Genomic DNA, 23535 nt, shown 5'->3' on the forward strand with positions numbered 1-23535 from the left:
CTCTTAATTTTATATTGAATCATAAGGCCTAAACCTTATCTTAAAAGATTCTGAATTATTTAAAGAAGAAAAACAATGGCATTATTGCAAAGCCAATTGGAATTAATACTCCAAATACCCAAACTCCGATTGCTCTGATAATTCCAATATATCTTCTGTGGTTAAAACCTAAAGTTTGGAACGCGGATTGGAAACCGTGAATTAAGTGGAATGCCAAAGCCGCCATTGCAATAATGTATAAAGCGACTAAAGCTACATTTTTGAAGGCAAAGTCAACTTGTTTGTACAAATCTCTTGCTTTCAAGATTTGAACATTGTTTTCTACCGTTTCTTGGTAGTCGTGGAATTCAGAAGCTTGAAGTTCTCTAGCTGTTGTCTGTCCAGTTGCCAAATCAGTACGGTATTCGATGTAAGGTACCTGATCATTGTGAAACTTCCACCAAAAATTTGACATGTGCGTCGCTAAGAATACTAAAATGACAGTACCTAAGATACCCATGTTGCGTGAATTCCATTTACTGTTTGCTTGACCATCGTATTTGGCATAACCAATAGGACGGGCGGCTTTGTTTTTCATCGACAATGTAATGGCGTAGATGACGTGAACGATGACCGAAGCGTACAATAAGTAAGAAACAACTTTGATTGGTGTAAAGTGAGTCATGAAATAAGCGTATTTGTTGAACGCTAGACCCGCATCATCTTTAAATAATTGCAAGTTACCAACCAAGTGAACAACTAGGAATAAACATAGGAAGATTCCTGTTAAGCTCATGATTAGCTTCTTCCCAATCGAAGAACTGAAAACTGGCTTTGATTTACTCATTATCCTTGTAATTTAATTTTAATTAGGCAAATCTACTATTTGCTATTAAATATGATACCATTTTGACAAGAAAAAGCAATAATTTAGAACGGTTCTAAAGTTTTTTAAAATAAAAAGTCCGTTTTGGATAAAAACGGACTTTTTGCTCGTCTATGTACTCGAGTTAACGTACTATAGAATACTGAATAATCTATAGCCTAAACCGATACTCCACATGTTGATTTTTGGATTTGCCTGGCTTTCGTTATTAACCTTGTTTAAACCCATTTCATAACGTAGGTCTACACGCAAGCTTGAGATATCAGCACCCACACCAAATGCCCAAGATGTGCCACTTTTCTTGTAGTTATTTGGGTCTAAGTTAGCAATTACCTTATCTTGTTTATCATCTACTTTAAATGAAAAGATTGGGCCGGTTTGGATTCGCGCACCAATCGGGCCTAAACCAAAACGTTTGCCCAATAACACGGGAATATCAACAGTTGTAAATTTAACGTCAGTTGATTCTCCTTCCGAATTAGTTACTTTAGTGTTTTTTCCTGTTAAATAGACCTCAGGCTGAACGTGAAATCCTAAAACGCCAACACGACCATAGAGACCAGCCTGATACCCAGCTTTATTGTCGGAATTGAAATATTTGCCATCACTTTTAAACTTAGAGAAGTTTAAAGCTCCTTTTAAACCGACCTCAAACCCAGGTAAAAGCTGTGCTTGTGCAGTTGCTATGCTACCACAAATTAAGAGTAATGCTGGTAAAATCTTTTTCATAATCTTTTATTTATGTATATATTGTATCTTTAAACAAACTTTTACAAGTTTGGTAAAGATATACAAATTTTATACCTAAATCATAGTTATGCTGAAAATTAACGAAGACCAATGGCAGGTTGCCAAAGAAAAACTCCGTCGCAAGTACAACCATCTAAGTGATGAGGATCTGGCTTTTCAGGCAGGTGAGGAAGATAAATTGATCAATAGACTTTCTTCGCGTTTAAGACGCAAGCCCTCTTATATAATATTTACAATTGGTAAGGAAATTCAAGATATCAATAGCAATAGGTTATGAGGGATACCATTAGTTGGACAGATTTTGAAAAAGTAGATTTACGTGTAGGAACTATTTTGGATGCGCAGGATTTTCCGAAAGCTAAAAAGCCAGCTTATCAATTAAAGCTTGATTTTGGAAGTGAAATTGGTGTATTACAAAGTAGTGCCCAGATTACAGTACATTATAGTAAGGAAGAACTGATCGGAAAACAGGTTGTCGCAGTTGTGAATTTTCCAAGGAAACAGATTGCCAATTTTTTCTCCGAGTGTTTGGTAACGGGATTTGCAGATGAAAACGGGGATATTATTTTGACTTCTGTGGACAGAAAATTACCAAATGGGTCGAAACTTAGTTAAGTTTGTGACATGACATTTATAGATTTTGAAGGTACACAATTAATCGATAGCGACGAGTCATTTATGCGCATGGCACTAAATGAGGCAAAGAAGGCTTTTGAAGAGGGGGAGGTTCCTATTGGCGCTGTTATCGTGCATAAAGGACGTATTATCGGTAAAGGACATAATCTCACACAGCGATTGAATGATGTAACGGCTCATGCTGAAATGCAAGCCTTTACAGCAGCAGCAAATTATCTTGGTGGAAAATACCTGGACGATTGTACGTTATATGTGACCATAGAACCCTGTATCATGTGTGCTGGCGCAGCATATTGGACACATATCAGTAAAATTGTCTATGGTGCCAAGGATGAAAAGCGGGGTTATTCTCATTTTCATGATAAAATATTACACCCCAAGACAGTTGTTACCCACGGTGTTTTGCAGAATGAATGCGCTGAATTGGTAAAATCATTTTTTCGTCAAAAACGTTAACGAAATATAGAATTTATTGTAACACATAAAAACATAACGGGCTATATTGTGTTATATTTGTATATATAAACGAAGTAATAAACATTTAAATTAAAATAGATATGGCATTTGAATTAGAAGCGTTACCGTACGCAGCCGACGCATTAGAACCACATATTGACAAGACTACAATGGAAATCCACCATGACAGACACCATCAGGCATACGTGGACAACTTAAATAAAGCTATCGCAGGAACAGATGCAGAGAACTTATCTTTATTGGATATCATCAAGAATGTAAGCAAATATTCTGCAGCAGTTCGTAATAATGGCGGTGGCCACTATAACCACTCTTTATTTTGGAAGGTTTTAGGTCCAAATGCTGGTGGAGCTCCGACAGGTGAATTGGCAGAAGCAATCAATGCTGCTTTTGGTTCATTTGACGAATTGAAAAAACAACTTCAGGCTGCAGGTGCTACACGTTTTGGATCAGGCTGGGCATGGTTGATCGTAGGAGCTGATGGTAAATTAGCGGTAACCTCTACACCGAATCAAGATAATCCATTGATGGATGTTGCTGAAGTAAAAGGAACACCAATTTTAGGTATTGATGTTTGGGAACATGCATATTACTTGAAATTCCAAAATAAACGTCCCGCTTATTTGGAGGAAATCTTTAATGTAATCAATTGGGATGCCGTAGCACAAAATTATGCTGCCGCAAAATAATTGACCATTTTGGTAAGTACAAAAGGAAGCGACAATAAGAATTTATTGTCGCTTCTTTGCTTTAAGGAATACAGGGACAACACGGTATATTTTTGCAATTTATTGCCGGATATATGAAGTACAGACGTTGAGACACAAATGGCTGTCGATCAAGATCCTTTATCCATCCACAAAATAATGCTATGCCTATGAAAGATATTTTTATAATTTTTACAGCTATTTTTTTGTTGAGTTCCTGCCGTGCTCAAGAGCCGAAGGCTACGAAATCGGATTTTTCTAAACTACCGGAAAAAAGCGTAGGGAGCTTAGATACAGCAACCTTCGCTGCAGGTTGTTTTTGGTGTACCGAAGCTCAGTTTAAGGAGTTGAAAGGTGTACAGCAAGTTGTTTCCGGATATACAGGTGGATGGCTAGCTAATCCCAGCTATGCTCAGGTCTGTACAGGTAATACCGGGCATGCAGAGGCGACCAATATTATTTATGATCCGAAAGTGATCAGCTACGACAAATTATTGGAGGCCTTTTTTGTCGCGCACGATCCTACGCAATTAAACCGTCAGGGGAATGATGTGGGAACGCAGTACCGCTCAGCGATATTTGTCCATAGCAAGGAGCAGTTGGATAAAGTACGGTTTTATATCACGGCTCTAGATAAGGAGAAAGTTTATAACGAACCGATTGTAACTGAGGTTATGCCGGCAGCTGTATTCTATCCCGCAGAGGACTATCATCAGGATTATTATCGGCTAAATGGGGAGGAACCTTATTGCCAATTGGTCATTAAACCGAAATTGGAAAAATTTAAACGTATCTTTTCCAAGGTGCTCAAAGAAGGAGAGTAACTTTGGGTATTCATAAAATTTAAGGTAATTTTACTCTTGTTAGCATCATTTAGTGTGATTCTAAAAAGTTGAATAATAAATAATTGTAATATGTCTAAAGGATTTTTTACAGTTCCTGTTCCTTCAAATGAACCGGTGTATACTTACGCTGTCGGAACGAAAGAACGTAAATTGTTGAAAGCAGCAATTGATGAAGCACGTTCGAAACAAATCGATATCCCAATGTATATTGGTGGTAAAGAAATCACTACTTCTAAAAAAGTAAATATAGCTCCTCCACATGACCATCAACATAGCTTAGGTCAATACAATCAAGGCGATAAATCTCATGTAACAGATGCAATCAATGCTGCTTTGGCAGCTAAAAAGGATTGGGAAAATCTCGCATGGGAAGATCGTGCAGCGATATTCTTGAAAGCAGCTGAATTGATTTCAGGGAAATACCGTTATGAGTTAAATGCAGCAACAATGTTGGGTCAGTCAAAGAACCCATATCAAGCTGAAATTGACTCCGCTTGTGAGATTGTGGATTTCTTGCGTTTCAATGTACAATACATGAGCGAAATCTATAAGCAACAACCTCCGGTATCGGGAAAAGGTGTGTGGAACCGGGTTGAACAACGTCCTCTTGAGGGCTTTGTGTTTGCATTGACACCGTTCAACTTTACTGCGATCGCAGGTAACTTGCCATCTTGTGTTGCGATGATGGGAAATGTTGTGGTATGGAAGCCATCCAATACACAAATCTATTCTGCAAATGTGCTGATGAAAATCTTCCGTGAAGCTGGGCTACCTGATGGCGTCATCAACTTAGTGTATGTTTCGGGACCAGATGCTGGTGATGTGATTTTCCAACATCCTGATTTTGCCGGTATCCACTTTACGGGTTCAACAGGTGTATTCCAGGATATCTGGAAAACGATCGGTGATAATATCCACCGTTATAAAACTTATCCACGTATCGTCGGTGAGACAGGTGGTAAAGATTTTATTGTTGTACACCCTTCGGCAGATCTAAAAGCTGCGAATACTGCTTTGGTTCGTGGAGCATTTGAATATCAAGGTCAAAAATGTTCAGCAGCCTCGCGTGCGTATATTCCTAAATCATTGTGGCCAGCATTGAAAGAGTCAATGACTAATGATGTGAAGTCATTTACAATCGGTGGAACTGAAGATTTTACAAACTTTATCAATGCGGTTATCGACGAGAAATCATTTGATAAATTAGCGAAATACATTGACCGTGCGAAAGAATCCAATGAGGCAGAGATCGTAGTTGGCGGTACTTATGATAAGTCCAAAGGCTATTTCATTCACCCAACGATCATTGAAGCTTCAAAGCCAGATTACGAAACAATGGTTGAAGAATTGTTTGGTCCCGTATTGACCGTATATGTTTATGAAGACGCTAAGTTTGAGGAAACATTGGATATCGTTGATACAACTTCTATCTATGCATTGACTGGTTCAATTATCGCACAGGATCGCTATGCCATTAATTTAGCTACTGATAAATTAAGACATGCAGCGGGTAACTTCTATGTGAATGATAAATGTACTGGTGCTGTAGTAGGACAACAACCATTTGGTGGAGCGAGAGGTTCAGGTACAAACGACAAAGCTGGATCTATGATCAACTTGTTGCGTTGGGTGTCTCCACGTACGATCAAAGAAACGTTCAATCCAGATACGGATTACAGATACCCTTTCTTAGAAAAAGGCGAATAAAATAATGGAATTATCCTGCAGGGACGGTAGCTATAGCTTGGTTTCAAGCGCTATCGGCGGTAGCAGATACATTCAACAAAAAAAGGCACTCCACATAACGGAGTGCCTTTGTTATTTTTTAAACTGTCCCAGTTCAGTTCCATCGTCTCGGGTCATCCGGATAGCCAGTGATTTGGCAGATCCCGAAATATCGATAACGGTCCTTTTTCCAGCTTTTGGGCCACCGCCTATAAATACGGGATAATTATGGTCTTTATCTGCTGGATAATATCCGTACTGGTGCGTATGGCCGGAGATCATTGCATCTATTTTATACTTCTGAAATAAGGGATGGAAGCATTCCCGGTTATGCAATGTACCATGCCATTCATCTGAATGGAATATCGGGATATGGCTGATCACCACTGTATGTTGGGCAGACTTTCGTTCTTTAGATTGCAATACGGTCTCCAGCCACTTCGCCTGTTCTTTTCTATAATTGTCGTAGTCTACAGTACCCGCATACACTTCATGGCTGTCAGGTTTATCCTCGCCACTATCCAGCATGATCCAAAAAATAGGTCCCCTTTTGAAAGCTTGGTAGTATTTATTGTTGGGATAGGCGAAATATCGTTTGAAATTGCGCGCGAAGGAACCTCTTGTTTCGTGATTCCCACGGTTCATAATAAAGGGTTTCTCAGTAGCGAAAAACTCAATCGGCTTTAGTAATTTCTCCGTGATATCCTCTTGGTTGGTCACATAATGGAAAGAATCTCCATTTAAAACAAAGAAGTCATAGATGGAGCTATCTTGGTTAGGGACAAGGTCCCGGTAGCTGCTTTTTTCCTCGTGCACATCATTATAGACCAAACAGCGAATTTGTTCCTGGTTGTTTTTTGCTAGTTTTGCTTCGAAGATGGGCGTTTGGATTTCTTGCGCATAGACGATTTTATAGGGATCGAATTTTTGAATTTCCTTTGCCCGGATGCGATAACGAAAAGATCTGGGAGCCTCTTCGATAGTAAAGTGAAAAAAATCTGTATTTGCATTAATCATACCATCTTCGGATTGGTGGATCGTTTGCTGTACATTATCTGCACTGTCAAGGATTTCCAACCAAGCTAGCGCTGGTTTGCTCAAGATCGTAAAAATGCTGATGCCGTTCTCTGTCTGATTCTGTAAATAAGCCGGTATTATAAAATTAAAATCTGCTTCCAGATTTTCTGTTTCTTTTTCTTTAGCGACGCTGATATTGGGCAATGTAATTCCTGCGAGTGCTAGCGCTTCTAAAAATCTTCTTCTATTAAAATTCATAATGGGTTATTTAATGTCGATTTCAACATATAATGGACGATGATCGCTTGCATATTTCTCTTCAATCACCCGGTGGTTGAAGAATTTTGGATGTGATGAGGTATTGACCATAATATAGTCTATTTCGGTATTAGGCTTGTCTTGTGGAAAGGTTAAGCCATTTTGGCTACTCGTTTTTGTGAATAACATGCCGAGCTCTTTAATCGCAGGGTCAGTGGGTTCGGAGTTTAAATCGCCAACCAGGATAACAGGTCGTTTTTCACTTTTGAAACGGGAAGTAATGAACTTTGCCTGTGCGATTTTGTTTTTGTCTTTTAGATCCAGATGTGTATTTGCGAATAAGATCTTCTTATTGTTGATACGTACTTCAACAATGGATAAGCTTCTGCGTTCGCTTTGGATAGGAGAGGGTAGAAAATGTTTTTCCACGCTTTCTATCGGATATCTGGATAATATTGCCGTTCCATATTCACCTTGTTCGAGGTCTATTCCTTTTGAGAAAATGTAGTGCATTCCCGTTAATTCAGCTAGTTTTTTTGCTTGATCCTCGTTGTAGGAGCGTCCTAGGTTGACATCAATTTCCTGCAAACCGACCAGGTCAGCATTGCTATGTTTAATAATTTGAGCGATGGTATCGAGATTGACTACAGATTCCTTTTCTGAAGGTGGATTCCCATGATGAATATTGAAGGAAAGTACGCGGATTTTTTGTGCACTGAGATGGAATACTGATCCAAAAAGGATCAAAAGAAATGCAATTAGCTTACGGTTCATTTTTCAAAGTTAAGTTTAGAATGAAGTCAGCGATTTATGTTCGCCCCGCTAAAAATACTAAAATCATAGCGTACAAACTTAAAACTTTGGACATGTAACAAAATAATCATTTAAATTTAACCGGAGTCTGGTAAGGGGAGGGATAAAAAAATAGCCATCCCCAAAAGGATGGCTACCTACATTATACTAATTTTTACAGCAATTAGTCTTCATTTTCCTCTACATGAAGCATAGGATCTTCCCCTGTTACTTCTGTACGGATTTTTGCCTCTAGTTCATCCATTAGATCTGGATTGTCAAACAATAAGGCTTTTACAGCATCTCTACCTTGTCCTAATTTGGTTTCACCATAGCTAAACCAAGAACCTGCTTTTTTGATGATACCGTATTCTACACCCAAGTCAATGATTTCACCAACTTTTGAGATACCTTCACCAAAGATGATATCAAATTCCGCAATACGGAACGGAGGGGCTACTTTATTTTTTACAATTTTAACTTTTACGCGGTTACCAGATACCTCATCAGAATCTTTGATCTGTGATGTACGACGGATATCCAAACGTACAGATGCGTAGAACTTCAATGCGTTACCACCAGTTGTTGTTTCTGGGTTACCGAACATCACACCAATTTTTTCACGCAATTGGTTGATGAAAATACAACAGCAGTTTGTTTTGGCAATTGTTCCGGTCAATTTACGTAACGCTTGAGACATTAAACGAGCTTGAAGACCCATTTTTGAATCGCCCATTTCTCCTTCAATCTCACCTTTGGGTACTAATGCCGCTACAGAGTCAATTACAATGACATCAATGGCACCGGAACGGATTAAGTTGTCGGCAATTTCCAATCCCTGTTCACCATTATCTGGTTGAGAAATTAATAAGTTCTCAACATCAACACCTAGCTTTTGTGCGTAATATTTATCAAAAGCGTGCTCCGCATCAATAATTGCTGCAATACCGCCTTTTTTCTGTGCTTCAGCAACAATGTGTGTCGCTAATGTCGTTTTACCCGAAGATTCAGGCCCATATATTTCAATGATACGTCCTTTTGGAACACCGCCAATACCCAAAGCAATATCTAATCCTAAGGATCCTGTAGAAATCGCCTCAATAGGCTCAACAGCTGTATCTCCTAATTTCATAATCGAACCTTTTCCAAAGTTCTTTTCTAATTTATCTAACGTCAGCTGTAACGCTTTTAATTTATCTGTGTTGCTCATATTTTTAGTATATATTTATCAAAAATAAAAATAAAAAACAATAAACCAACTATTTTTCACTAAAAAAATTAGTTTTTTATTTCTGCCGCGCTTGGAGTACTCTTTATGTGATGGGTTTTCTCAAAGTATTTACACATGTAGGTGATTGGGCATTTTTCGCAAAGTGGTTTTCGGGCCAGACAAATATATCGTCCATGCAAGATCAGCCAGTGGTGCGCGACGGCAATAGTCTCTTTCGGAAGATTTTTGACTAATTGTTTCTCTACCGCCAATGGGGTTGTTGCACGATAGGTGAGGCCAAGCCGGTTAGCCACACGAAACACATGCGTATCCACGGCCATTGCAGGATTATGATATACAACCGATGAAATGACATTGGCGGTTTTTCGGCCGACGCCCGGGAGTTTGATCAAATCCTCAATCTGCTCCGGTACGATATTGTTAAATTTTTCAATAAGCATCTGTGCCATGCCCACCAGATGTTTGGCTTTGTTATTTGGATAGCTTACTGAGCGGATATAACTAAATACTTCATCGACGCTGGAGGCAGCTAAAGTATAAGCGTCCGGATAACGTTCGAATAATTTTGGCGTAACCTGATTAATTCTCTTGTCTGTACATTGGGCCGATAGAATAACAGCGACAAGCAATTCATACGGATTGCTGTAGTTGAGTTCTGTCTGCGCATCGGGACTATTTTTGGAAAAATATTCCACAAAAGCTTTGTATCGTTCTTGTTTTAACATCACTTCAAAACTAGCCAAAATTTCCATTAAAAAAGAAAATTTGAGCGCTGCTTAATACGTATCAAATTGAATTTTTTACTGATAAATAGAGGATAACAACTATTCGTTTATCCAGAGGTGCAGTGTTTGTTTTTCAGAACGTTATAGCGCTATTCAGCGAATTATATAGGAAGGAAAGACTTGAATTTATGCCAATAAATAAGGCCTAATCTTTAGATTAGGCCTTTCTTTTTTCCATCTGTTTGGAATATGCCATGATATTCGCAATACATTGTTTGCTTGGATTAAGCAACATTTTTGGTAATTGAAGTTTCAATTCATTTTCTATATCCTCATCAGTCATTACTTTCTCGTTTTGGGTTAGTAAATTTTGAACTTCGTTTTCTGATTGGGTAAAATTTTCTACCATAAGCATCTCGAGTTTTGTCCCTGTAAGTTAATTAATTAAACGGACAAAAGATAGTTTTGGTATATAAAAAATGAGAATATTATTTATTTTTTCTTTTTACTACTAAATTCTTCGGCCTTTAAGATTGCATTATACGCATTGACAATTCCTCCAGTGACGGAAATATCCGCAAATCTGACTGTTTTTGTGGCCTCATCATTAATTTTTACCTGGACAGTTTGTTCTGGTTTTACAACAGATTCCAGAATAATCTGTTTGGTTTCCGCAGCAGAGAGCTCGGGATAGTAGGAGCGTATCATAGCTGCTAATCCCGCAACCACAGGGGCTGCCATACTCGTACCCTGTTCTTCTTTATATTTTGAGTCTGGAATGGTGGAATTGATCCGCACACCAGGAGCAAAAACATCTACTGTCTTTTTTCCGTAGTTAGAAAAATCTGCTAGGAGTTCGTTATCCGGATGTAAACCGCTTGCTCCCACAGTAATCCAGTTATTGGCTACTCCTGTCGTATCTCCCTTCGCATTGGTATAGTATTTCATCGGGAAATTGGGTTCCACATCATTGTCTTCACTATCATTTCCGGCTGCATGTACCATCAGGACGTCTTTCGATTCGGCATATTTAACGGCGTCATCCACTGTTTGCTTGTTGTGTGAATAGCTCTTTCCGAAACTCATATTGAGGACCTTTGCTCCATTATCTACCGCATAACGAATTGCATTTGCCACATCTTTGTCCCGCTCATCGCCATCTGGAACCAAGCGTACTGTGAGTATCCTGACATTATCCGCAACTCCATTGATACCAATGTTATTGTTGCGTTTAGCACCGATGATACCTGCAACATGGCTTCCGTGGAGGGCATCCGGTCCCTTTACATCTGCATTGCCATAATGACGTTCGGAGGCATCCTCGTAATTGTCTCCGATAATAGGACGGGAGTCGTACTCTTTATTTAGATGGTAGTCAACCTGATTGTTGAAATACTTCGCTCCTTCTGTGATATCTTCAAAAAATTTGACAAAACCATTCGCTTGAATTTCGTCTTTTGCATAACCGAGTGCGATACGTTGATTGTTCGATTTAGGATTGAAGCTTTCCAGATCAGCCAATGTGATTTCTTCTGGTTTTTTACCTATTTCACGAACGACAGCGTCTAGATTTCGTTTAAGCGCATCATAGGAAAATTGACCCATTTTGGCTTCTTCTAATTTGTTCTTGTATTTTGCCACCATTTTTTGATAGGACAAAAAAGCTTTTCTGTCGGCTTCATTCAGTTCAGTCGTTGGGGTAACGCCGGCAAATTTTTTATCTAAAATCCTCAGCTGCCTAGTAAGTTCCAGATTGTCAAATTGAACATTTTTCCCATCGGCGCTACCAATAAAGTTCCAGCCATATTTGTCATTGATATAGCCATTACCATCAGCATCTTTCCCATTGGAAACACTGTCTTTTGTATTGATCCAGACAACATCCTTGAGATCCTCGTGGAAAACATCCACACCACCATCCAATACACCAACGATAACAGGCGTTGATTTTTTCCCTTTTAATAATGTTTTGTACGCTTTTTCTGTACTGATGCCCATTACGCCATCCGTGTTGTAATCTAAATTATACCAGTTCTGTGGAACAGCCTCAGCCTGGGCAAACGAGGTCATTGGTAAAACACCTAAGGCGATAAGATATAGTGATTTCTTTAAATTCATAAAATTTTCTCCTAGCACAGTAGCAAATATAGTATTATTGACCCTGTTGAATTGTTAATTTTTATTAAAAGTGACCTTTTATATAGATAATGAAGCTTTTAGCAGGATGAGCTTATAATATATACCAAATGATCATGATATTTACAGGCGATCTGTTCCCATTTTTATAGTTTTGCTATTTCTCTCGAAATGCATTAAATTCAACGTTCCAGGGGGATTGGTGAATAGCAAAGTACAAGTCGTATTTGTTTTATTTAAAAAAGATATTTAGCGCGTTCATAATTATATATGCAAGAAAAAAAAACTATACAGTGGCCCGAAGGTTTGGCCCCAGTAGCTGCAGTGTATCCACATAAAAGACAGATTCATGGTGATACTGTCATTGACGATTATTACTGGATGATTGACTATTTCAAAAAGGGGCCACGGTCCTCAGAAGTTATCAACTATTTGACAGCGGAAAATACCTACACTGCTGCGATGTTACAGGATACCGAAGCTTTTCAGGAAGACCTATTCCGGGAAATGAAATCCCGCATTAAGGAAAAAGATGAATCGGTACCCTATTTTAAAAATGGTTACTATTATTACAGTAGAACAGAGGAGGGGAAGCAATATTTCAAGTTTTGCCGCAAGAAAGGTGCTTTGGATGCTGAGGAAGAAGTATTATTGGATATAGATCATCTCGCGCAGGGCTATGCTTACTACGCCGCACAGGGTTTTTCGATTAGTCCAGACAATCGCTTATTGGCTTTTAGTGTGGATACAGTCTCCCGAAGGGAATACACAATATATATCAAGAACCTGGAGACCGGTGAAATCTACCCCGATCGGATCACTAACACAGAAGGTACTGCAATTTGGGGAAATGATAATCAGACTTTATTTTACACCGCTAAAAACCCGATAACATTATTGAGTGAAAAAATTATGCGACATACACTTGGTACAGACGTTTCAACCGATGTATGCGTATATGAAGAAAAAGACAATACAAATTATATCGCGGTTGGTAAATCAAAAAATGGTAAACACATTATCATCAGTTCAGAAGGAACCTTGTCTTCTGAGGTTTGGTTGTTGGATGCCGATCTCCCCAATACTGATTTTAAAGTCTTTCAACCGCGTAGAAATGAGGTGCTTTATACAGTAATTCCTCTGGAAGATCGTTTTTTGATATTGACCAACGATGAGGCGATTAATTTTCAGATTATGCAATGTCCATTGGACAGAACCGAGCGACAACATTGGACCACATTTATCGCGCATCGACCGGATGTACTGGTGAGCGATATTGAGGAATTCAGGTCATTTTTGGCAATAGCGGAAAGAAAAGATGGATTGACTCAGCTCGCAATTTATGATTTGAATAATCGAGACCAGCATTATTTGGATTTTGGTGAGGTCGCCTATACGGTATATCCAGGAATAAATGTTGAATACAATACCACAAAATTGCGGTATGGATATACCTCATTGGTGACGCCAAGTTCGGTCTACGAATATAATATGGAGAATAGGACGAAAACATTGTTGAAGCAACAGGAAGTATTAGGTGGCTATGACCAAGCTGCCTATAAGACCGAACGCATCTACGCCATAGCGAGGGACGGTGTAAGGGTACCTATTTCCCTTGTTTATAAAGATGGAACCCAATTAGATGGTACCGCTCCTTTATTGCAATACGCTTACGGCTCCTACGGTGCATCGATGGATCCCAGTTTTTCCAGTAATCGATTGAGTTTATTGGACCGTGGTTTTATATATGCATTGGCCCATATTCGTGGAGGCGAAGAAATGGGACGTCAGTGGTATGAAGATGGGAAAATGATGCGTAAAATGAATACATTTTATGATTTTGTGGATTGTGGTAAGCATCTTATTGAACAGCGCTATACATCGTCAGACCATCTTTATGCACAAGGGGGGAGCGCAGGCGGACTCCTGATGGGCGTCGTTGCTAATATTGCTCCTGAACAATACCATGGCATCATAGCTCAGGTACCCTTTGTGGATGTTGTAAATACCATGCTGGATGAGACAATCCCGCTGACGACCAATGAATATGATGAATGGGGAAATCCCAATGAATCGGAAGCTTATTATTACATGAAAAGTTATTCGCCCTATGAAAATATCGAGCCGAAAGAATATCCGAATTTACTGGTCACAACTGGATTGCACGATAGTCAGGTGCAGTATTTTGAGCCTGCCAAATGGGTCGCGAAATTACGCACAGTCAAAACCGGCGACTCCATTTTGCTCATGAAGACAGATATGGATTATGGACATGGGGGTGCCTCGGGCAGATTTGATTACTTGAAAGAAATTGCGATGGAATATGCTTTTCTATTTAAGCTTGAGGGGATCGATCACTAAATATGACTTAAAATCAAAATCGTATTTTTGTTTTCTACCCATAAAAATGCCCCAAAGAGTTAGATACTTTTTGGAGCATTTTTATCTGCTAACTTTTTATTGTTGAGCGTGATTAATACTGTCCTGCTGTTTCTGTAACCTTTCTTCACGCTCGATTTCTCTGGAATCGATTTGGTGTTGCTGATAATTGTCCATCGCAACTTTGCTTGCCTTCTGGGACACATAGATTGCAAGTATAGCAACCACAGTAATGATTGCTAGCCCCCAAGCATACTTATGTTTGTCCTGTTTGACAAGCCAATACATAAAGATGATATAGGGTACAGCAAAAATAATATAGAAAATTAAACTTGGTGACATGCTATTTTCCTCTAAATGATGTATACAAAAGTATCGTTTTTGTCTAAAAATAACGAACCTGTCGAAAAAACTCCCTTTTCCCATTGATAAAGCCTTAAACCTTTATCAGTTTTATTGTCAAATTAATATCGGATCCAGTGTAGGGGCATGCCCCCGTTGCTGTTGATTAATTGCTTGAAAATGAAGGACGCAGGCCTATTTTGAAGCTGAATTGTAATTTTTTGATTTTTGCAAAAAATCCATGATAATATTGTGGAAAAGAAAAAAATATTTTTATACATTTGCAACGTCAGAAACAATTGACAGAGAAATAAAATGAAACAGAGCAAAAAGAACGACTATTCTTATACTCAAACTTTCGAAAAGTTTATGAGAAAAGTATTCTGTGCTTTCATTTTCGTAGAAATACCTGTTTTACGCTTCCGACGACCCATACTACCTCGGGCTTGATTTGAGGTAGTGAATCTTTCCAAACGAGACCATGATTGTCCGATGGTTTTGAATCCATTATTTTAATTTATTCAGTAACAAAACACGACAGTAGTTGTTGTTTTATTATTAGGGTCGTAAGTCAATGACTATATCAGATTTTTTAATTATTCCGGCTAAACCTGAGCATGCACACTATGCAGAGGTTATTTGCAACGAAATGTTCGAGTCTGCAAAGGCTCGTGGTACTGGTATTGCGCGTCGTAAACCAGAGTATGTTGCCAACAAAATGAATGAAGGTAAAGCAGTGATTGCTTTGCATAGGGACGGCCGATGGGCAGGGTTTTGTTATATTGAAACTTGGGGCCATGGTGACTATGTTGCAAATTCTGGACTTATTGTCAATCCCGAATTTCGGAAAGTAGGTTTGGCAAAAGCCATTAAAAAAAGAGTGTTTGATTTGTCCCGGGAAAAATACCCCAAAGCAAAGATATTTGGCTTGACCACAGGTTTCGCTGTCATGAAAATCAATTCAGAATTGGGATACGAACCAGTGCCTTATTCAGAACTGACCAACGATGACGAATTCTGGAAAGGCTGTCAGAGCTGTGTGAATTATGAAATTTTAATGAGCAAAGATCGCAAGAATTGCATGTGTACAGCCATGCTTTGGGATCCAGAGGAAAAAGAACGTGAACTGAAAGAAAAGATCCAACGTAAACATGAAGCAAAGGAACGTTTGGAAAGAATTACACAAAAACAATCGCTGTTAAAGCGTATACAGGCCAAGTTCTGGAAATCGACCAATAAATTTATTGCAGTCAATTTCCCAAAGCATAATAAAGTTGCAAAAGGATTTTAATACTATAGTGCATGTCAACTGGCTGCATAGCCATCGAAAATAAATAATGAACAGACGATGAAACGGTCAGCTTACGGCTTGACAAGCAATCGTTTCACACAATAAAAAAAAATTTATCTCAATGAAAAAAGTAGTTTTAGCATTCAGCGGAGGATTAGATACTTCGTTTTGTTGTATTTATCTTACGCAAGATTTAGGGTTAGAGGTTCATTCCGTTGTCGTAAATACAGGTGGTTTTTCGGATGAAGAATTGAAGAATATCGAAGCACGTGCCTATGCATTAGGTGTAAAATCACATACCACGATTGACGAAACAGCAGACTATTACCGCGAAACTATTAAATATTTGATCTTCGGAAATGTGCTGAAAAATGCGACCTACCCATTGTCAGTATCTGCTGAACGCGTATGTCAGGCTACCGCCATTGCAAATTATGCAAAGAAAATCGGCGCTGAATGTGTTGCGCATGGCTCTACAGGAGCAGGAAATGATCAGGTGCGTTTTGATATGATTTTCCAAACCTTGATTCCAGGTGTCGAAATTATCACACCAATCCGTGATCTACAGTTGTCCCGCGAAGCAGAAATTGAATACTTAAATAAACATGGTGTTGAATATTCAGCTGAAAAGGCAAAATATTCAATTAATAAAGGTCTTTGGGGAACTTCCGTAGGTGGAGCTGAGACATTGACATCCAACCAATATTTGCCAGAATCAGCATGGCCAACGCCAGTGACCTCTTTCGAACCTCAACAGATCACGGTAGATTTTGAAAAAGGCGAGCCAGTTGCTTTAAATGGTGAGAAAATGTCCTCAGTGAAAGTTATTCAGGAGTTGCAAGCTATCGCACAACCCTATGGCATCGGCCGTGATATTCACGTAGGTGATACGATTATCGGTATCAAAGGCCGTGTCGGATTTGAGGCTGCCGCTTCGGTAATTTTAATTAAGGCGCACCACACCTTAGAAAAACATACCTTGACAAAATGGCAATTATCCTGGAAAGACCAAATTGCTGCTTTCTACGGAAATTATATGCACGAAGGGCAGATGCATGATCCTGTCATGCGCGATATTGAAGCATTCTTGCAGTCTTCGCAAGAAACTGTAACAGGTCGCGTAATCGTTGAACTACACCCTTACCGTTTTGTAGTGATTGGTATTGAATCCGAACACGATTTAATGTCCAATAAGTTTGGTAGCTATGGTGAGATGAATAAAGGTTACACAGGCGACGATGTAAAAGGATTCTCCAAAATTTTTGGAAACCAAACCATTATCTGGCATAAAGTAAATCAAAAATAAAAAAAAATTACGATACTTCTGTAAGCCAGAGGCTTGCAGAAGTAAAGTCTTCATACTCATACTAGCTACTCAATACGAAATAAAAATATGATAAAAGTAGGAATCGTTGGCTCAGCAGGATATACGGGCGGAGAATTATTGCGGGTATTGATTTATCATCCTGAAGTAGAGATTGTATTTGCTAATAGTGCGTCTAATGCGGGAAACAAATTATATGAAGTTCACAATGACCTGTTCGGTGACACAGAACTGACTTTCTCTTCTCATTTTCATAGTGATATTGATGTTTTATTTCTCTGTGTAGGACATGGTGATGCCCGTAAGTTTTTAGAGGCCAATCCGGTCGCGCCAGCGGTTAAGATTATTGACCTTTCGCAGGATTATCGTCTTAGGGCAAATACAATGTATCAGGGACAGCAGTTTGTATATGGGCTTCCTGAATTAAATAAGGAAGCGATTCAATCGGCGCAATATATTGCCAATCCAGGTTGTTTTGCTACTAATATCCAATTGGCACTATTGCCATTGGCGAGTAAGGGACTATTACCCGATCAGATCCATGTCAATGCGACAACTGGATCTACAGGGGCCGGACAGAAACCCGGAGCAACCACGCACTTTTCTTGGCGTAATAATAATCTTTCAGCATATAAGTCTTTCGAGCATCAACACCTACAGGAAATTTCCGAGTCCCTGGATCAATTGCAAAATGGATTTTTGCCAGCTTCTGGTGATTCGTTATTAGCGCGTGCCGCTGAAAGGATAAATTTTGTTCCCCAACGTGGTGATTTTACTAGGGGAATTTTTTCGGCAATTTATGTCGACTCAGATCTGACGGAGCCACTAGCCTACGAATTGTATGAAGCGTATTATGCAACACATCCATTTACGCATGTTAGCCGAAGTAATATTGACCTCAAACAAGTCGTAAATACCAATAAAAGTATTATCCATTTGGAAAAGCACGGGAACAAGTTGCTGATCTTAAATGCTACTGATAATTTGTTGAAAGGAGCATCCGGACAAGCTGTGCAAAATATGAACTTAATGTTCGGATTGGATGAGCGTACTGGATTGAATCTTAAAAGTGTTGGTTTCTAATTGTTTGTGATTGATTCAACAGCTGTATGAACAGAATGTGAATAATCGAGCAGGTGAAAATCTGATAAAACATAGTTATTAACACTGTGTGGAAAAGTGAAGAGGACACGCTCTTCACTTTTTTTATGTTCACTAATGGTTGGTGAAGTGATGGGGTACTCTCTATGTTTCAAGGTAATGGCTGTATCAACGTTTGTTTGACTAATTTAATACTTAGTTTACCAGATTGTATTGTTCCTGCATGTTTCTTAACTTCGTATCAATAATGGAGGCGAAATAGTCTTATTTCACTATTTCTAAGCAGCGTTAACCAATTTTAGAATGGAAGAAAGACCCCAGATACAACCTGAGCTTACCTTGGGAGACAAAATATTGGAATTAGTCGGCTACCTGTCCTTATTCGCACTATGGTATCTGATTGCGATCAATTATAATAAGTTACCCGAGACTATTCCCGTACATTATGATGCCGCGGGCAAAGCAGATAATTTCGGTGGCAAAGAGACTATTTTAGCTTTACCGCTTTTAGCTACAATACTATTTATTGGGATGACCATCCTAAATCGATTTCCACATATTTTCAATTATTCGGTTAAGATAACAGCAGAGAATGCTTTTCGGCAATATACAAATGCATGCCGCTTGATCCGGTATCTGAAATTTATTATTGTGGTTATTTTGGCTGTAATCACTTTCAAGACTATTCCAAATTCGGCAGGAACTTCAGCTGGGCTGGGCGAATGGTTTTTTCCGCTGACACTGGGATTTATTTTTATTCCGGTAATCTATTATGTTGCACAAGGATTCCGGAAAGCTTAGTACCTATATTAGTATCACATTCTATGTACTATATTCATTCCATAAAAAACACAAAACCAATCGGAGATCGAATCGCCTATCCGTTTAATATTGCTTCAATATTGAACCTGAGTGAATTGCGGTTTAGATCCCCTGTAACCTTTATCATTGGAGAGAATGGTTCCGGGAAATCTACATTGGTTGAAGCCATTGCAATTAATGCTGGCTTTAATCCCGAAGGAGGAACTAAAAACTTTAATTTTCACACGAAAGATTCCCATTCCGAACTTTTTAAAGATCTGCAGGTCATAAGAACAGCCTTCCGTGAAAACGATGGATTTTTCCTAAGGGCTGAGAGCTTTTATAACGTGGCGACTGAGGTTGATGATATATTTGAAGGAGATCAGGGAGCTCTACAGAAAAGTTATGGCGGCTCATTACATGAATGCTCTCATGGGGAGAGTTTTCTTAATTTAATGCATAGACGCTTTTCGGGGCGTGGGCTGTATCTGCTTGATGAGCCCGAATCAGCACTTTCCATCAATAGTCAATTACGGCTCTTAACAAGGATGAATCAACTGGTCAATAATAAATCCCAATTTATTATCGCCACCCACTCACCAATTTTGTTGGCCTATCCGGATGCGGAGATTTACACCGTGTCGGAACTGCGCTTGCAACAGGTGGACTATGAAGAAACGGAACAGTTTAAACTTTATAAGTATTTCCTGAATAACTATCAGAAGATGGTTGCCGAACTCGGTCTATATGAATAGGCATTGATTTATTACTATTTTTTTACACAATCGATTGATATACATTTCCTTTCTTTTTCTGTCAATCTAAGCCTTATCTTCATCAAAATAATACAGTTTTCAAGAACCAATATAAATTCACGCTTTGAAGGTAATGCCATAAGCCGGTTTATGTTCGAAAATGAGTAGGATTGATATCCTTCAATTCCTATAAAACCCTGGTCGCTTAGGTAACATAAGTAGCCACGGTAACAGACAAAAGATGAAAAAAATTTAAACAGATGAAAAGAGAATTCTTTATCAAGCACCTCTTCATAGGTGCTTTATCTTGCCTTTCATTAGGTGTTAACGCGCAAACTGCTATAAAATCCTATGCCGTACCGCTTGCGGGCAATGCTTTTATTACTACTGGACAAGATGGTGGTGCGGAAATTTCAGGACGCAATGGCTTGGTGAAATGGTCTAGTGATCAAAGCATTGCATCGGTATATTTCAGAACGGAGAAAACCGGAAACCTCGAATTGAAACTCAAAGCGAAAATGGATGCCGGGAATTCCTCCAAGATAGAGATTTCTGCTTTGGGCAAAAAGAGCTCTTTGGACATCAAAGGGACTGAGTTTTCCGAAACAGCGGCTTTGTCTGTTGATGTCAAAACACCGGGCTACGTACAGGTGAATTTGAAAGGATTAAGTAAGTCGGGCGAGAGGTTTGCCGATGTAACGGAGTTAATCGTTAGTGGAGAAGCTGCAGCTGAAGGCCTTACCTACTCAAATGATCCTGATTATTACTATTGGTCACGTCGTGGTCCTTCCTGTCACTTAAATTATACAATACCGAGTGAGGGAAATGTCAGCTATTATTACAATGAGGTAACTGTCCCAAAAGGTGAGGATAAAGTCGGTTCGTATTTTATGGCGAATGGCTTTGGAGAGGGATATTTTGGTATACAGGTGAATTCGGAAACCGAACGACGTATATTATTTTCGGTTTGGAGCCCTTTTCATACAGATGACCCGAAAAGTATTCCAGATGAACAAAAGATCCATTTATTGAAGAAAGGAAAAGACGTGCATACAGGAGAATTTGGCAATGAGGGATCCGGTGGACAGAGTTACCGTAAATATTTCTGGAAAGCGGGTGAAACCTATAAATTCTTGTTGAAAGGCGTTCCGGATGGAAAAGGAAATACCGACTATACTGCCTGGTTTTTTGTGCCGGAGGAAAATGCATGGAATGTAATTGCTAGTTTCAAACGTCCGCAAACAAATACGTATTTAAAGAGATTTCATAGTTTTTTAGAGAACTTTAGTCCCAATCAAGGGTATTTAGGTAGACAGGTGGAATTTAAAAATCAATGGGTTTATGACGGTCAATGGCGCGCTGTTCAATCGGCTTCATTTAGTGTCGATAATACCTACCGCGCTCATCAACGTATGGATGCTATGGGGGGAACAACAAAAAATGGCTACTTTTTAAGAAATGGCGGTTTCTTTAATGAAATTGTTAAACCGGGCAGCAAATTTGAGTTTGTCAATAAAAATACGGCTCCGAAAATTGATTTTGAGAAATTACCATAAAAGATAAAAAACGAATTAGTTAGCCGTAGCGGTTGGTAAAAACAAGAGAGTCGCATTCGAATGCGACTCTCTTGTTTTAGAAATGACTATTTCTCGGAGAGTTTAATATCTCGTTCTACCGAAACATTATCGCCCGTAATGGCGTTACCTTCTTTATCTACTAAGGTTAATTTAACCTTGTTATTTCCCATCGGCAAGCCTTTAATTTCATAGGGGGCCCATTTATCCAATGTAAATGTCTGTCCGTTGATATCTGCTGTAACCTTATTTCCGTCTGGGGCAATACTGGTGTTGACCAGATAGAAATCGAGCAGGACATTTTTGGTTTCATCCCCTTTGTATTCTCCTTTTGGACGAGAATAAAATAGGGATGCTTCTTTAGGTGTTGGTTCCTGTGTCAATTTTCCCGTTGCATCTATCTTGAATTTAATCAATTTTGAGGCCTCCGTGGTTTTAATGGATTCGTGATAAGACCTGGACAAAAACGATAGGAGATAATGTTCTGAATTTAAAGCCAAAGTAACACTATGCTCCGGTTTATATAATGCAGTATATGGTTTGTTGTCCAAAATAAAGTGGATATGCTGTCCATCATGGGAGTTGGCCATGTGAGCTGCATGCTCATCCGCTGTCATTTCAGTAAGCTTAAAGTTGCTGACATTATATTTCACCGTAACTTTTGCAGAATCTGTACCAACTTTTTCTGCGCTTATCGAAGCGATTCCTAGGCTCGCTCCTGGAAATTGTTTCGAATCTGCAATTGGACTAACCGAAATGGAATCCATTTTCTGTGCAATACTCGTATCAGCATCAGCCATTGAATCTGTATGGTCAGTGCCCTTTTTAGTTGAATTATTACATCCAATAGCCCCGATTAATAATGTTAATGCGGCGGTAATGCCTGTAATTCTGTAGTACTTCATGATCTTTTTGTTTAAATTTTTAACACTCAGCATTTTAAATAACAAGTGTGCAGGATCTTTTGTTTGTAGCAATGGGAAAACAAGGTTTTGATTGCGGGAATATAGTATATTAGTTAGGGTAAACCTGTTTAATTCTTCTTGAAAGCAGCGAAGAACCCAGAACAATCAGAACCTATTATTTAAACGAATGAATATTTTAAAAAAATATTCAAATTTAGATGTAATAAATAGAAAGCCTGAAATGTCTTCTCTATATAGCATGCAAAAATGGAACGAAATGATATAGTGCGTATTTAAAATGAACACAAAAAATTAGATAAGTAGGTTTGTACAATCATCTCAAATCTAACATTTCAATACTAAAGATTAACATGAACCAAGAGCAATTTAAAAATACCGTTTTCGTCCATAAGGATAAGCTATTTCGCTTTGCGAAACGGATCTTGGTTGATGATGATGAGGCCTTTGATGCGGTTCAAAATGTGATGATGCGTCTATGGCAGGCGAAAGATAAATTGTATCAATATAAGAATCTTGAGGCCTTTTGCATGCAGAGTGTTAAAAACGAAGCGCTAAACCGGATAAAAAGAGATAAGGTCCGTACAGATTTTGCCGAACAACAGCAGCTTATTTCAACAACAGAAAATGCTGTTGGAAATACGAAAGAAATCATTTTGGAGATGATCAACTCGCTGCCTGAGAAACAGCGTCTTGTCATGCACCTGCGCGATGTGGAGGATTATGATATAGAGGAGATCAGTGAAGTATTGGAAATGGGGGAGTCTGCTGTTAGAGTGAATCTGATGCGGGCTAGGCAGAAAGTAAAGGAGCAGTTGACAAAACTATTTGATTATGAAAGCTTCCGGATTTATTCAAATAATAAATAGATCCAATAGCTT

General features: G+C 38.9%; 24 protein-coding genes. 14 read left to right on the plus strand and 10 right to left on the minus strand.

Going from position 1 to position 23535, the window contains the following annotated elements; genetic code table 11:
- Positions 1 to 55 precede the first annotated feature (55 nt).
- Both ABDW32_RS18700 and ABDW32_RS18705 read right to left on the minus strand, forming a co-directional pair.
- The gene (locus ABDW32_RS18700) at positions 56 to 826 is read right to left on the minus strand and encodes a succinate dehydrogenase cytochrome b subunit (RefSeq protein ID WP_077438090.1); all 771 of its coding nucleotides are present in this window, start codon (positions 824 to 826) and stop codon (positions 56 to 58) included.
- A gap of 171 nt (positions 827 to 997) precedes the next feature.
- Positions 998 to 1594, minus strand: a complete 597-nt coding sequence (locus tag ABDW32_RS18705) for a porin family protein (RefSeq protein WP_343565116.1) — start codon at positions 1592 to 1594, stop codon at positions 998 to 1000.
- 88 nt (positions 1595 to 1682) lie between these two features.
- Between ABDW32_RS18705 and ABDW32_RS18710 the strand changes: the two genes are divergently transcribed.
- From ABDW32_RS18710 to pruA, 6 genes are all read left to right on the plus strand, one after another.
- Positions 1683 to 1892, plus strand: coding sequence for a hypothetical protein (locus ABDW32_RS18710; RefSeq protein WP_077438088.1), 210 nt, complete (start codon positions 1683 to 1685; stop codon positions 1890 to 1892).
- The gene (locus ABDW32_RS18715) at positions 1889 to 2230 is read left to right on the plus strand and encodes a tRNA-binding protein (RefSeq protein ID WP_343565121.1); all 342 of its coding nucleotides are present in this window, start codon (positions 1889 to 1891) and stop codon (positions 2228 to 2230) included. The genes ABDW32_RS18710 and ABDW32_RS18715 overlap by 4 nt, the downstream gene beginning before the upstream one ends.
- Before the next feature lie 9 nt (positions 2231 to 2239).
- Entirely contained in the window at positions 2240 to 2707 is a 468-nt protein-coding gene (locus tag ABDW32_RS18720) for a nucleoside deaminase (protein WP_343565123.1), read from the plus strand.
- 101 nt (positions 2708 to 2808) lie between these two features.
- Positions 2809 to 3417: a superoxide dismutase gene (locus ABDW32_RS18725; RefSeq protein ID WP_077438085.1), complete on the plus strand. Its 609-nt coding sequence runs from the start codon at positions 2809 to 2811 to the stop codon at positions 3415 to 3417.
- Between the two features lie 188 nt (positions 3418 to 3605).
- On the plus strand, positions 3606 to 4259 hold the full coding sequence (gene msrA / locus ABDW32_RS18730) for a peptide-methionine (S)-S-oxide reductase MsrA (protein ID WP_343565127.1): 654 nt from the start codon (positions 3606 to 3608) through the stop codon (positions 4257 to 4259).
- 90 nt (positions 4260 to 4349) lie between these two features.
- A complete protein-coding gene (gene pruA / locus ABDW32_RS18735) occupies positions 4350 to 5987 on the plus strand; it encodes an L-glutamate gamma-semialdehyde dehydrogenase (RefSeq protein ID WP_343565131.1) in 1638 nt (545 codons plus the stop codon).
- 111 nt (positions 5988 to 6098) lie between these two features.
- On the opposite strand, the gene ABDW32_RS18740 is transcribed toward pruA, so the two are convergent.
- The 6 genes from ABDW32_RS18740 to ABDW32_RS18765 form a co-directional block, all read right to left on the minus strand.
- Complete coding sequence (locus ABDW32_RS18740; protein WP_343565133.1) at positions 6099 to 7280, minus strand: metallophosphoesterase; 1182 nt, start codon at positions 7278 to 7280, stop codon at positions 6099 to 6101.
- Positions 7281 to 7286: 6 nt separating this feature from the next.
- Complete coding sequence (locus tag ABDW32_RS18745) at positions 7287 to 8054, minus strand: endonuclease/exonuclease/phosphatase family protein (protein ID WP_343565135.1); 768 nt, start codon at positions 8052 to 8054, stop codon at positions 7287 to 7289.
- 202 nt (positions 8055 to 8256) lie between these two features.
- Positions 8257 to 9282 (minus strand): recombinase RecA, encoded by a 1026-nt coding sequence (gene recA, locus ABDW32_RS18750; protein WP_343565137.1) that lies wholly within the window; start codon positions 9280 to 9282, stop codon positions 8257 to 8259.
- Positions 9283 to 9350: 68 nt separating this feature from the next.
- Positions 9351 to 10028, minus strand: coding sequence for an endonuclease III (nth, locus tag ABDW32_RS18755; RefSeq protein WP_343565224.1), 678 nt, complete (start codon positions 10026 to 10028; stop codon positions 9351 to 9353).
- Between the two features lie 217 nt (positions 10029 to 10245).
- Entirely contained in the window at positions 10246 to 10437 is a 192-nt protein-coding gene (locus tag ABDW32_RS18760; protein ID WP_343565139.1) for a hypothetical protein, read from the minus strand.
- 83 nt (positions 10438 to 10520) lie between these two features.
- Entirely contained in the window at positions 10521 to 12146 is a 1626-nt protein-coding gene (locus tag ABDW32_RS18765; protein ID WP_343565141.1) for a S8 family peptidase, read from the minus strand.
- A gap of 288 nt (positions 12147 to 12434) precedes the next feature.
- Here ABDW32_RS18765 and ABDW32_RS18770 point away from each other — a divergent pair, with 288 nt between their 5' ends.
- Positions 12435 to 14525, plus strand: a complete 2091-nt coding sequence (locus ABDW32_RS18770) for a S9 family peptidase (protein WP_343565143.1) — start codon at positions 12435 to 12437, stop codon at positions 14523 to 14525.
- Between the two features lie 96 nt (positions 14526 to 14621).
- Here ABDW32_RS18770 and ABDW32_RS18775 read toward each other — a convergent pair whose 3' ends face one another.
- Positions 14622 to 14885, minus strand: a complete 264-nt coding sequence (locus ABDW32_RS18775) for a hypothetical protein (RefSeq protein ID WP_077438077.1) — start codon at positions 14883 to 14885, stop codon at positions 14622 to 14624.
- 574 nt (positions 14886 to 15459) lie between these two features.
- Here ABDW32_RS18775 and ABDW32_RS18780 point away from each other — a divergent pair.
- The 6 genes from ABDW32_RS18780 (at position 15460) to ABDW32_RS18805 (ending at position 21713) form a co-directional block, all read left to right on the plus strand.
- Complete coding sequence (locus ABDW32_RS18780) at positions 15460 to 16176, plus strand: GNAT family N-acetyltransferase (RefSeq protein ID WP_343565145.1); 717 nt, start codon at positions 15460 to 15462, stop codon at positions 16174 to 16176.
- Between the two features lie 121 nt (positions 16177 to 16297).
- A complete protein-coding gene (gene argG, locus ABDW32_RS18785) occupies positions 16298 to 17482 on the plus strand; it encodes an argininosuccinate synthase (RefSeq protein ID WP_343565147.1) in 1185 nt (394 codons plus the stop codon).
- 87 nt (positions 17483 to 17569) lie between these two features.
- Positions 17570 to 18583, plus strand: coding sequence for an N-acetyl-gamma-glutamyl-phosphate reductase (argC, locus tag ABDW32_RS18790; protein ID WP_343565149.1), 1014 nt, complete (start codon positions 17570 to 17572; stop codon positions 18581 to 18583).
- A 321-nt stretch (positions 18584 to 18904) separates the two neighbouring features.
- Positions 18905 to 19402: a DUF1648 domain-containing protein gene (locus tag ABDW32_RS18795; protein ID WP_343565151.1), complete on the plus strand. Its 498-nt coding sequence runs from the start codon at positions 18905 to 18907 to the stop codon at positions 19400 to 19402.
- Between the two features lie 23 nt (positions 19403 to 19425).
- Positions 19426 to 20157 (plus strand): AAA family ATPase, encoded by a 732-nt coding sequence (locus ABDW32_RS18800; RefSeq protein WP_343565153.1) that lies wholly within the window; start codon positions 19426 to 19428, stop codon positions 20155 to 20157.
- A gap of 260 nt (positions 20158 to 20417) precedes the next feature.
- On the plus strand, positions 20418 to 21713 hold the full coding sequence (locus tag ABDW32_RS18805) for a DUF3472 domain-containing protein (protein ID WP_343565155.1): 1296 nt from the start codon (positions 20418 to 20420) through the stop codon (positions 21711 to 21713).
- Between the two features lie 86 nt (positions 21714 to 21799).
- Here the strand turns inward: ABDW32_RS18805 and ABDW32_RS18810 are convergent, their stop codons facing one another.
- The gene (locus tag ABDW32_RS18810) at positions 21800 to 22636 is read right to left on the minus strand and encodes a hypothetical protein (protein WP_343565156.1); all 837 of its coding nucleotides are present in this window, start codon (positions 22634 to 22636) and stop codon (positions 21800 to 21802) included.
- A gap of 371 nt (positions 22637 to 23007) precedes the next feature.
- Here ABDW32_RS18810 and ABDW32_RS18815 point away from each other — a divergent pair, with 371 nt between their 5' ends.
- On the plus strand, positions 23008 to 23523 hold the full coding sequence (locus ABDW32_RS18815; protein WP_343565158.1) for a sigma-70 family RNA polymerase sigma factor: 516 nt from the start codon (positions 23008 to 23010) through the stop codon (positions 23521 to 23523).
- Positions 23524 to 23535: the final 12 nt, after the last annotated feature.

The organism is Sphingobacterium sp. (assembly GCF_039596235.1).
Lineage (GTDB): Bacteria > Bacteroidota > Bacteroidia > Sphingobacteriales > Sphingobacteriaceae > Sphingobacterium.